The 10550-nt window shown below is 53.2% G+C and carries 13 protein-coding genes; 8 read left to right on the forward strand and 5 right to left on the reverse strand.

Translation table 11 applies throughout. The features are described 5' to 3' along the window. Positions 1 to 224: 224 nt before the first annotated feature. The 4 genes from SCT_RS10985 to SCT_RS11000 are packed head-to-tail and all read right to left on the reverse strand — an operon-like array spanning position 225 to position 2774. Positions 225 to 848 carry a DEAD/DEAH box helicase gene (locus tag SCT_RS10985; protein WP_059422939.1) on the reverse strand — a complete coding sequence of 208 codons (624 nt, stop codon included), beginning with the start codon at positions 846 to 848 and terminating at the stop codon, positions 225 to 227. A gap of 44 nt (positions 849 to 892) precedes the next feature. Then, positions 893 to 1108, reverse strand: a complete 216-nt coding sequence (locus tag SCT_RS10990) for a type I restriction-modification system subunit M N-terminal domain-containing protein (RefSeq protein ID WP_059422941.1) — start codon at positions 1106 to 1108, stop codon at positions 893 to 895. Beyond that, on the reverse strand, positions 1109 to 2032 hold the full coding sequence (locus tag SCT_RS10995; RefSeq protein WP_237759667.1) for a nucleotidyl transferase AbiEii/AbiGii toxin family protein: 924 nt from the start codon (positions 2030 to 2032) through the stop codon (positions 1109 to 1111). After that, on the reverse strand, positions 2025 to 2774 hold the full coding sequence (locus SCT_RS11000) for a type IV toxin-antitoxin system AbiEi family antitoxin domain-containing protein (protein WP_059422943.1): 750 nt from the start codon (positions 2772 to 2774) through the stop codon (positions 2025 to 2027). Before SCT_RS11000 ends, SCT_RS10995 begins: the two co-directional genes overlap by 8 nt. Before the next feature lie 503 nt (positions 2775 to 3277). On the opposite strand from SCT_RS11000, the gene cysE reads away from it, so the two are divergent. The 8 genes from cysE (at position 3278) to SCT_RS17915 (ending at position 8732) form a co-directional block, all read left to right on the forward strand. Beyond that, positions 3278 to 4060 (forward strand): serine O-acetyltransferase, encoded by a 783-nt coding sequence (gene cysE / locus SCT_RS11005; RefSeq protein WP_059422944.1) that lies wholly within the window; start codon positions 3278 to 3280, stop codon positions 4058 to 4060. A gap of 17 nt (positions 4061 to 4077) precedes the next feature. Further along, a complete protein-coding gene (gene nifW / locus SCT_RS11010; RefSeq protein ID WP_059422946.1) occupies positions 4078 to 4419 on the forward strand; it encodes a nitrogenase-stabilizing/protective protein NifW in 342 nt (113 codons plus the stop codon). A gap of 42 nt (positions 4420 to 4461) precedes the next feature. Continuing rightward, on the forward strand, positions 4462 to 4968 hold the full coding sequence (locus SCT_RS11015; RefSeq protein ID WP_059422948.1) for a ferritin family protein: 507 nt from the start codon (positions 4462 to 4464) through the stop codon (positions 4966 to 4968). Positions 4969 to 5029: 61 nt separating this feature from the next. After that, a complete protein-coding gene (locus SCT_RS11020; protein WP_059422950.1) occupies positions 5030 to 5353 on the forward strand; it encodes a ferredoxin in 324 nt (107 codons plus the stop codon). 2 nt (positions 5354 to 5355) lie between these two features. After that, complete coding sequence (locus SCT_RS11025) at positions 5356 to 5865, forward strand: hypothetical protein (RefSeq protein WP_059422952.1); 510 nt, start codon at positions 5356 to 5358, stop codon at positions 5863 to 5865. Then, positions 5828 to 6685, forward strand: a complete 858-nt coding sequence (locus tag SCT_RS11030) for an NAD(+)--dinitrogen-reductase ADP-D-ribosyltransferase (RefSeq protein WP_237759668.1) — start codon at positions 5828 to 5830, stop codon at positions 6683 to 6685. The genes SCT_RS11025 and SCT_RS11030 overlap by 38 nt, the downstream gene beginning before the upstream one ends. Beyond that, the gene (gene draG / locus SCT_RS11035; RefSeq protein ID WP_059422954.1) at positions 6685 to 7623 is read left to right on the forward strand and encodes an ADP-ribosyl-[dinitrogen reductase] hydrolase; all 939 of its coding nucleotides are present in this window, start codon (positions 6685 to 6687) and stop codon (positions 7621 to 7623) included. Before SCT_RS11030 ends, draG begins: the two co-directional genes overlap by 1 nt. Before the next feature lie 890 nt (positions 7624 to 8513). Continuing rightward, complete coding sequence (locus SCT_RS17915; RefSeq protein ID WP_371257740.1) at positions 8514 to 8732, forward strand: PEP-CTERM sorting domain-containing protein; 219 nt, start codon at positions 8514 to 8516, stop codon at positions 8730 to 8732. Positions 8733 to 9130: 398 nt separating this feature from the next. On the opposite strand, the gene SCT_RS17145 is transcribed toward SCT_RS17915, so the two are convergent. After that, positions 9131 to 9808, reverse strand: a complete 678-nt coding sequence (locus SCT_RS17145) for a VPLPA-CTERM sorting domain-containing protein (RefSeq protein WP_144408264.1) — start codon at positions 9806 to 9808, stop codon at positions 9131 to 9133. Between the last annotated feature and the right edge of the window lie 742 nt (positions 9809 to 10550).

A 10550-nucleotide genomic window follows, 5' to 3' on the forward strand; every position in this document is an offset into this window, starting at 1 on the left:
GCCGTCACAGTTACACCGATGGCGATTCTCCGGTAGAGTTCGAAAAGAAGTATTTCAACCGGCTCGAAAGTGTCTAGTGGAGCGGGGCGATTCAAACATCCGATAAACCATACCGCTTTGCCACAATGATGACCGGGTCAGCCCATACTTCTTCATAGAGCGTTTGCCGATCAACTTGCTTGGACTCGTTTCCCATAGTGACTTCTTTTGGAGTAAGACTGCACCTAAATTGCCTGGGACATTTGATATCCCATAGCTTTGTAGCCCCGTTGGCGTTTGTCCCACATTCTGAGTAAAACGGGGTAGCCGGCATCAACATAATCATAGATGCGCACATCTGTTTTTGTAGCATGCTCGCGATGGAGCCTTCCGGCATATTGTTGTAGAGTTCCCTTCCAGGAAATCGGCATGGCGAGGACAAGACTATCGAGCGGCGGATGGTCAAAACCTTCCCCAATCAGTTTTCCCGTAGACAACAATACTCGCGGTGCATCTCCAGGTAGTGCTTCAAGCGTCTCAATTAATATGGCGCGCTGTTTCTTTGACATGCGGCCATGCAACACAAACAAATTTTCAACCTTACCAGTCACGCCTGCCTGGATAGATTCTAGATGGCCAGTGCGTTCGGTCAGGACAATGACCTTCCGCCCTTCCGAATAGGCCTGCAGGATGTCTTCGACTATTTTGGTATTCCGATCCAAATCTGTAGTTAATTCCCGGAAAACATCCTGAATCGCCAGTTCGCGAATTTCATCTTGTTGTCGTTCAAGCAGGCGAGGGAAAACCTCCAGCGTCTTAGGTGCACTTTGCGGGCTAGTCGCTGAGTATCGAACCGGACCGCATTGCATAAAAATAATCGGATGTTGGCCATCTCGACGTTGTGGTGTCGCAGTTAGCCGCTGGTACGCGTGAGAAATTTGTCGAGATCGTAGCCCTTATCCTTGATGGCCTCGTGCTTGGTGCGTACAGCCTCGCGAGTAGGGGCGAGCACGCAATCCAGTCGGCGCAGGATGGTGAACGGCAGGATCACTTTACGGTATTCGTTTTCCTTGAATGCGCCGCGCAACAGCTCGGCGTTCTTCCATATCAAATCAGCTAATTTGGCCATCTATCTATCCAGTAAAGTTCTAAGTGCTTCAGCTTGCTTTGCGAAGTCTGAAGGGCGATTTTTCTGAAATTTCTTCAAGTTGAGTAGCTTCCAGCGCAATCCGGGCAAGCGCTCCGCGTGCTCGCAATTCAGAAACGCCCAATCAGGATTTGCTTCAGACAGCCCTATCAAAAAATCGCGGTGTTTTTCTGTCAGCCGCTGAGCAATATCAGCGCGCAACCGAGCCCGAACATCCACCAGCATTTCGAGACTTGGCGACTCTTCAAAAGTCATGCCCACGAAGCTGTTTGCATAACTTGTGCTGATATCTTTGTCAGTTCCAAAAAGCACCTCGTGTGTTGGCCGGTTATGTCCCGCCAGATAAATTACGACAGCTTCCAGAGTATCCGGTGTCAGATCACCTTGCTCATAGAACTTGAGCACATCAAATAGATCACGCGGATGCTGCCGATCCAAGGCGGCAACGATCTTGCTCCCATATAGCTCAGCCTCGACCAAAACAGGCGCCTCAACTGTCGTACTGAACATCTGCGCTGTTTTTTCGGCAAGCGACCGGGTTACGACCGGGAAAATCGTTCCCCGGAAAACAACGTTCACCTCGACTTTGACTTGGCTACGATCATCCTCAATAAAAAGCTTGGTTTCACTATCTGAATTGGACTTGTTTAAGCGCACCGACAATCCCAATTTCTCAAGCCGCTTCTGAATCGAATTGATTTCGTCTGAAATCGCACGTAGCGCTTCCTCCCTCGATGGGTCACGAGGCACATAGACCACATCGATGTCCACGGAAAGACGGGGCATATCCTGCACGAACAGATTGATCGCCGTACCGCCCTTCATTGCAAATATTTCATTCTTGAAGATGTCCGGCACAACTCTCAGCAAGAGTCGCACGGTATCGATATAGGCTTGGTCAATCATTCGGCAAGCTCAATAATGTGCCGTCGGCCATACGCCCCATCCATCTGGACGAACTGCCGACGGGAAGTGAATATTTTTCTCGTAGCGCGCTGACATTCAACACTTCGGTTTCTCTCGCCCAGAGCAAAAACAGACGGACGGTTTTGACGCTGGTGCACTGAGACAGGAGCTCGCCCATTACCTCAAACCGTAGACCACGCACACTCTCAAACAGATTTCGAGCCTCTTCCAGGTCTTGTGACTTTCCAACCTCATACAACATTTCCAACACCGCGCGCTCCGGTACAGAGACACAAACACCATCCAACAATCCAGGTGGCGTCCCGATACCCGAAGAGGTTGCTTTCGACGAAAAAAGGGTTGTTGATCGATAACTGGCCGGAAATTGCTCAGCAAACCATTTGGGCAATTTTGCTCGCTTATCATCACCCCATAGCATCAAGTGCTCGCGGAGAGACAAGTTATGACGCACCCCTTGCCACGCCAGAGCAGTCTTTCCTGCCACATGCAGACCGGTTATCTGATCTTGCAAAAACAGCAGGCATTGATCACGATTCAGCGTGTCTCCCGCAAACGCGTACACTCCTTGCGCCAGGCGCTTTAACCAACCGCTTCGGGCGTGTTTGGCTGCCAAGAAGGCAGACACCCCATACGCATCTAGCGTAGCCAAGTCCATAGGCCGCCCACGCGGAGCGGACACCTGAAGGCTCTTGATTAAAGAGTGTCGAGAATTTGAACTCATGGTGCAATATTACGGATATTGTTTGTTGTCCGCAAGAAATTCCAGTTACAAAATACAACTTTTTTAACCATTAGTTAAATATCTTGACGAAACTGAAACGTAGTGCAACGAAGCCAATCACACATCCCGGTATTTAGTCACGAACATCACACGCAAAAAAAATGAACAGATCAATCAAGGAATCCTGATACCCGAAGAATCGAAGCCCGACAAAGCTCTCTTGTCGCAAATCCTACAATCCCCACAAATGTAAGCTTTCCACTCTTCAACATTCCATATAATTTCACACAACAAGCTGATTTTTATATAGATAATCAACACAATTCAGTCTGGCATGCCAATTGCTGTATCTGATTCAAGCGCAAACCTTTTACAGGGGCGGAAAATGAAAAACCAAACAGTGATTATCAACGATACGCCAAAGCGTCGTCATCTCGACAGTACGCCTTGCGGCACCCCGCAAGCATGAGGCGGCGACCATTCACACTACGATTAACAGCAGCATGACCAGTCGTAATGCTATTGGGCCGAACCCGAGGCAGAGCATTTTCGCCCTGCTGCGCGAGGATGTCGGCTGCGTATTTCAGCGCGACCCGGCAGCGCGCACCCGCTGGGAGGTCATCACCACCTATCCCGGCATCCATGCCCTGCTCTCCCACCGTATAGCCCATGCGCTGTGGACACGCAACTGGCGTTACGCGGCGCGCTTCGTGAGCTTTCTGGCGCGCATGTTTACCCAGATCGACATACACCCCGGTGCCACCATCGGTCGGCGCTTCTTCATCGATCATGGCTGCGGCGTAGTGATCGGCGAAACCGCCCAGATCGGAAACGATGTCACGCTGTATCACGGTGTGACGCTGGGCGGGGTTTCCTGGAACCTCGGCAAGCGCCATCCGACGCTGCAGGATGGCGTCGTTGTCGGTGCCGGCGCAAAAATTCTGGGGCCGATCAGCGTCGGCAGGAACGCCCGTATCGGCGCAAATTCGGTAGTCATCCGCGACGTACCGGCCGACATGACGGTGGTAGGCATCCCGGGACGCGAGGTATTGCCTATGGAGCAACGACGCATTTCCTCGCACGGCGTCGACCTCGACCATCACCTGATGCCCGACCCAGTGGGCAAGGCACTCGCCTGCATGCTGGAACGCATCGGTGAACTGGAATCCCAGTTAGCCGAACTTTCCGGCACGCCTGTCGAAACCGAAAAAGACTGCGACGCATGCAGTGACAACTGCAATCCTGTACCGCATGAAAAGCGGCAAAAAAACCGAGTGACCCATTAAATGAAAAGGGGAAAACCATGAGCGAATTGATCAAGAAGCTGGGAACGCTTTCCGCCGCTGAGGAGTTTCTCGACTTCTTCGGAATTGAATATGCGCAGGACGTGGTGCACGTCAACCGCCTGCATATCCTGAAACGATTTAACCAGTACTTGCGCAATACGGCCGGCACGGCGCAGATGGATGATTATGCATTGTGGCACGTCTGCAAGGAACTCCTGGTTCGGGCCTACCAGGACTTCGTGCGGTCTACCCCGTCCCAGGAAAAGGTGTTCAAGGTATTCCAGGATCAGGACGGCAAGAGTGTCACGCTGGATAATTTGCGCATGACACTGCCTTCGCAACAAAAGCCCGGCATCTAGGATGACGGAGTACTGTTTAAGTTTGGTTGAAAGGACGCGATAGTGGAAGACATACACCAATTCCTTGCGCATGCAGTGGAACTCGAACGCGAGGCTGCCCGACGCTATGAAGAGCTTGCAGAAAGCATGCAGGCAGAAAGCAATTCCGAGGTAGAAAAATTCTTTCGCAGAATGGCCAAATTCTCGCGCAAGCATCTGGCCCTGGCCATGGAGCGTGGGGGATTCCGTCAATTGCCTGTGCTGTCAGCTGAAGACTATGTGTGGCCCGACGGCGTCAGTCCAGAGCAATTCGACTGGATCGGCGTCGACGCAATGATAGACGTAAACAATGCACTTGACCTTGCCCTTGATGGCGAGCGTCGCGGCCACGCATTCTATGCAGACATCGCATCCACAACCTCGGACCCTGAGGTCAGGTCCATGGCCGAAGAGTTTGCCTCCGAAGAAGCGGAACACGTGGCCGAACTGGAAAAATGGATAGCCCATTATGCCGTGCAAACGGAAAAACCTCGGTCCGATCCAAAACAGAAACACCCTGCAACCGAGTGAAACAGAACACGGGGAAAATCCCGCGTCCCTTTCTATGCTTTTTAAGATAAGGAGCACACCAATGCCAAAACCCGAAAAACACGTTTTCGTCTGCGTCCAGAATCGTGGCCCCGGCCACCCGCGCGGCTCATGCATGCAAAGCGGCTGCGCCGAGATTTTTGAAGAATTCGGTTTCGCGTTCCAACAGCGCAACCTGAACGGCAAGATTGCCCTCACCAACACCGGCTGCCTGGGTCCATGCAACGGCCCTCACGTGCTGGTTTATCCTGATGGGGTAATGTATGGCCCCGTAAACAAAGACGACGTTGCCGCCATCATCGACGAGCACTTGCTGGGCGACCAGCCCGTTGTCCGTTTACAGGTGCCTGCGGAAATCTGGGGCTAAAAGTGGAAGAGGTGCCTTTTCCGTCCGACTGCGAACTGACGGCTGACTTGCTGCCGGACGTCGACCGGTACCTGCAGGAAGCAGCCGCCGCATATCACGACACGCCACTCGCCGAACAGCTTCTGTGGCGCGCGCTTGCCATTGATCCGGCCTGCCTCAAGACCTATTTCTCATTGTATAAATTCTATTTCTACAAGCATCGTCTCGACGATGCGGAGCATGTGACCCTGACGGCGCTCGAAACTGCCGCCCGCCAAGGCGGATTTTCCCCCGACTGGACGGTGCTGACGCCCGCATCGGTAGACTGGTCTTGCATCGACGCGCCACAACATTTCTACCTGTTCAGCCTCAAGGCGCTGGCATTCATTCGATTGCGCCGGGGCAAAACAGAACAAAGCATTGCCCTTCTCGCCAAACTGCAAGAACTGGATCCACGCGACTCAGTGGGCAGTTCCGTGATCCGCGATCTGGCCAGTGTTGTGGATACGTCCAGCGCAACCTGCGCTCATTAGGGATAAGAAAATTTCAGGCCATGGTTTCAAGGGGCACAGCACCAACCTGGTAAGCATTCCCACCGGGCTGCTGGCTAGTACGGCCTTCAACGACTACCCTTTGCCGCTGTCGATCAACGGCGTGCGCGAGATGAACCGACCATTCTTCGACATGTTGGCAAAAGCCTCCAGCAGTGCCGAGGCGGGGGATATTTTTGAGCACTATATGCAACTGTTATTCGGGCTGGACGGGACGGCACTGGTGGGCGACGAGGGCAGCAAGCGCCGCTTCCGCTCGAGCTACCGGCGGCTGCTGGAGGGCTGGGGGTTCGATTCCAACGGCCCCGAGGGCGCGGTACTGAAAGGCTGGGTGGAAAGCCGCTTCGGTTTGCTGCCCACCTTCCACAAAGAGTCGCTGGGCCGCTTTCCATCCCCGGCCTGGATCGCCTATGTCGAGGAAAAAATGTCGAGCCGCTTTCACAACAACAGCATCAACCTGCAACTCGACCTGCTTTACGAATTCTGCCAGTGGATGCTGGCGCGCTGGTTTGCGCCGGGTTGCCGCCACCTTACCCTGTATCGCGGCATCAACGGCTTCGACGAGCACCAGATCATCGAGCGCACCGACAAGCGCAGCGCCGTCATCCGCCAGAACAACCTGGTATCGTTCACCGCTAACCGAATCATCGCAGATGAGTTCGGCGACACCATCCTGGAAGCCCAGGTACCGGCGGTGAAGATCATTTTCTTCAACGGCCTGCTGGCCCGGCACCCGCTCAAGGGCGAGGGCGAGTATCTGGTTATCGGCGGGGATTTCCGGGTAACGATGAGTTATCTTTGATGACGCATTCATCGGCTATTACCCATTCCACATCGCCTGCTTCACTCCATAGCAGGGCTCTCGGCGCCTATCTGGGGCTCGCCTGCGGCGATGCACTGGGCGCCACGGTAGAGTTCATGCTGGCGCGTGAGATACAGGCGAACTACGGCACCCATAGGGAGATGACCGGCGGCGGCTGGCTGCGGCTCAAGCCGGGGCAGATAACGGACGACACCGAAATGTCCCTTTATCTCGGCCAGGCCATCCTCGACAGCAGCGGCTGGAATCTAGCGGCAGCAGCGGACGCCTTCGCCGCCTGGCTAAAATCCAGGCCGGTGGACGTGGGCGCCACCTGTCGCCGCGGCATCCGCCGCTATATGCTGGAGGGAAGTACGGAAGGACCACCGTCCGACGGCGACGCCGGCAACGGGGCCGCCATGAGAAACCTGCCCGTAGCACTGCTCACCTTGGGAGACGATGCCCTGTTCGAGCGCTACAGCATCGCGCAGGCCCGCATCACCCACCATCACCCGCTTTCCGACGCTGGAACGCTCGCCTTGGGCCGGATGTTGCAGGCACTACTGCTCGGTGGCGGCATCAGGGAATGCCGAGCCATCGCCAACCGGCTGGTCGAACAGCACCGACAATTCCGTTTTGACCCTTACCCAGGCCGTGCCACCGCTTACATCGTGGACACCGTGCAGACCGTCATGCACTACTTCTTCTTCACCGACAATTTCGAAAGCTGCGTGGTGGAAACCGTCAACCAGGGCGAGGATGCCGACACCACCGGCGCGCTGGCAGGCATGCTGGCCGGGGCGCTGTACGGCGTGGAAATGATCCCGCAGCGCTGGCTGGAGCGGATCGACCCCGAGGTCACCGCCCGCATCCGCGAACAGACGGCAGGGCTGCTGGCGCTGTCCCCGCTTGAAGTTCGCCGGCTAGCGGCAGCACCCTGAAACTGGCGATTTTCCCCAACAGCGCCGATGGAATGAAAGAGCCGAAAGCAAACAATCCGAAGCTGGCCGGTGATATCTGGTCATCATAAATCACACATGTGCCAGTAAGAGCCATTGCTGAGATAATAATGCTCCGCTGTTGAACGACAGCTTTTGGCGGAAGCGGCCACTCAGCTACCGCGATTCAGCGTCAGAAACTCGGCCATTGCGGCCCGTCGCCCCCGTCAGAGTTCGATTGATTATGAACGACAGCTTTGCGGCAGGCTGTTAGCAAGACGCTATTCCCGCAGTGTGCCACAAGCCGACACCCGCTCCTGACAAATCGGTGCCCGAAAGCCGCCTTTCAAAGCATGAATTTACTGGCCTAACCAACATAAAGGGCTCGCGAAGGCTGAGGAGTGTCGAATTTCTTTACACATCGTGGCCACATACATTACACGCTTCGTCAGCTTTGCAGCTAATCCATTGAATTATTTAGGTACCCGCTACGTTGGTATGGTTTATGCTCAGTATATTCGTCGTGCCCTCTTTATCGTGGCGCGTCTAACGGGAGAACAATTATGAAAACTAAAATCGAAGCAGCCGCGCTTGCGGTAACGGTGTGTTTATTTTTCGCTAGCGCCACCTGTGCAAACGCAGGCGTCATATATTCGTCGCTAAACGGCGTGACGTTTGACGATGGCGGTACGGCATTCGGCACGTTCGAAACAGATTCAACGAATGGAGTCATCTTGTCTTGGGATATAACTACTACGGCGGGGTCGAAGTTTCCGGGGTTTCATTATGATGCAGCAACAAGCACTCTCGGTTATTACTCTTCGACCAAGTTTCAAGTAGCGGCGATTGCGAACTGGTGTCCCGGGACTAGCTGCCTCCCCTTACTGTCTTTAATGTTCGACGATTATCTCAAAACGCCAGGTGTAAATAATCTCCGACTGGACTTGTCGTCGTTTGAGACCTCTAATATTACATATGATTCTCGGAGGGTAGCTTCGGGGTACGCCGATTCGCAAAGTGTACCGGAACCTGCTACGCTTTCCCTCTTCGGCCTCGGCCTCGCAGGATTCTGGCTGGTACGTAGGCGTAAAGGGGAGATAAGTTCGGTCTAGTATGCCTAGCCCAGCTACGCACTAACGCCTCCAGCCGGGCTCGAACTCATCCAGACGAACGGCACCTGAAGGCGCCGTTTTCTGTTGCTCATAAAGCCGATGAGGCTGTGTCGCGTGACTCACGAGCATTCGCTGCGCCCGCCAATTGGACTGCTCAATAGCGGATGTTGATCAACTTCCCCTTTGGGTCGGTAGTGACGATTGCCGAGCGGCGGCTTTGGAGCAGGCTAGTTTTTTTAGAGCACCACAAACTGAGCATCCCGACAGCGGACGGTGGCGAATTCACCCTACCGACCCTATGCAGCCGGTCGGCATTTCAGGAAGCAGACTTTCATAACCAAACCCACAAACAAAAACAGCGACCCAAAAACCGCCATTATCGTGCGCAAGAACAGATATTAAATTGGGCGCCGTGCCATACCGACCAAGCCCAACAGACCAGAACCCAGCAGCCATATCGCCGCTGGAACCGGTACAGATTCAACTTGAATAGAGGCACTGTAGCCCAGTATTACATCTTGGGTTGAGCTACTGCCAAACGAAAATAACTGATAGCCCTGACCCATAAGATTGTAAGGGCCAGGGCTATCAATGAGCAGTGTAGGCATCAAGGCGCCACCAATTGTAATAGCTGATGTGTCGATTGAATATCCAGTGCCATCAACGGATTGGTATTGTCCACCAAAGAGACACCACGGCGAGATCCCAAAGAGTAATCCGCACTGGCCAGGCTGCTTATATAGCCACCCACCAAAGCCTGACTGCGGATTTGGATATATTGGCGCAAACTGTCCAATATCAGGAGGCGTATTGTTGATTGTATTAATTGATAGGGACGTCGCATTCAATGAAATCGTAGCTTTCATTCCATATGGAACATAAAAACTAAAACTATCTATATCAGTATATGCGCCAAGAGACATGGTTCCGGCGAAAGTATTATTCCCAATTCCAAGTTGCCACTGAGGGTATGTATCTATATCACCAGATACACTTTCATCGAATGAAATCGCAGCATTCGCACAGGTTGATATAGACAGAAAGAAAATAAGGAAGGAAGAGGGAAGAACTTTCAAGGGCTACTCCAGTTTAGGGTTGGTTTTTCTTGGCTCTGTAACTTCCTGGCCTTCGATTTTGAACAGTGCAAAGAATCCCGACGAAATTCCGTGATTTCGTATGAAAGTATGCAAGAGCGAATTCCTGAACGACCGAAAGTGGTAAATATTCAGTATCTACTATGCGACTTTGCATATTATGACCTAAACATATTACGGAAATAAGTATGCCGGTTAGTCCGTTCGAATTGGGGGATAAGGTTAATCAAGAATTCATGATGTGAAGGTGGAACTGGATTTATTTCCGTATAAATGCACACAAAAACCATCGCAAAAATGAGGATGTGGCGTAGACGGCATTCATTCTGATAGGCACACGGAAGTCCGTTTTTGAGGGAATGCTCGACCGTCTCCTTATGGCACACTCCGGGAATTGCACTTTGCGAATTGCCTGCCGCAGACCCGTCATTCATAGAAAGCCGAACCCTGGCGATGGCGACCGGCCGCTGAGGCCGAGTTCCTGACCGTCAGATTATCAAAGCGACAGGCAGCTTGATGGCAGTAAACGGCCATTGTCGATGCAAATGACATCAGACGGTCTCGGTCGATTTCAGCCCATCGCCACCCACAGTTCTCCAGCAATCAATCACCAACAAACCAGATCAGCTTCCAATGGCACTAACTTAAGCATGCCGCAATCTGCCGTTGCTGTTGTTCCAGGAGCCGTGCCTGCAAGAGGGAACGCGGCTCCGTGAGCAGTGAC

The organism is Sulfuricella sp. T08 (genome assembly GCF_000971475.1).
Taxonomy (GTDB): domain Bacteria; phylum Pseudomonadota; class Gammaproteobacteria; order Burkholderiales; family Sulfuricellaceae; genus Sulfuricella.

What these genes read in the sequence shown, in the direction of transcription:
- SCT_RS10990 (WP_059422941.1), bottom strand. Translation starts at nt 1,108, where the DNA reads ATGGCCAAATTAGCTGATTTGATATGGAAGAACGCCGAGCTGTTGCGC.
- draG (WP_059422954.1), top strand. Translation starts at nt 6,685, where the DNA reads ATGACGCATTCATCGGCTATTACCCATTCCACATCGCCTGCTTCACTC.
- nifW (WP_059422946.1), top strand. Translation starts at nt 4,078, where the DNA reads ATGAGCGAATTGATCAAGAAGCTGGGAACGCTTTCCGCCGCTGAGGAG.
- cysE (WP_059422944.1), top strand. Translation starts at nt 3,278, where the DNA reads ATGACCAGTCGTAATGCTATTGGGCCGAACCCGAGGCAGAGCATTTTC.
- SCT_RS11020 (WP_059422950.1), top strand. Translation starts at nt 5,030, where the DNA reads ATGCCAAAACCCGAAAAACACGTTTTCGTCTGCGTCCAGAATCGTGGC.
- SCT_RS10995 (WP_237759667.1), bottom strand. Translation starts at nt 2,032, where the DNA reads ATGATTGACCAAGCCTATATCGATACCGTGCGACTCTTGCTGAGAGTT.
- SCT_RS17915 (WP_371257740.1), top strand. Translation starts at nt 8,514, where the DNA reads ATGTTCGACGATTATCTCAAAACGCCAGGTGTAAATAATCTCCGACTG.
- SCT_RS11000 (WP_059422943.1), bottom strand. Translation starts at nt 2,774, where the DNA reads ATGAGTTCAAATTCTCGACACTCTTTAATCAAGAGCCTTCAGGTGTCC.
- SCT_RS10985 (WP_059422939.1), bottom strand. Translation starts at nt 848, where the DNA reads ATGCAATGCGGTCCGGTTCGATACTCAGCGACTAGCCCGCAAAGTGCA.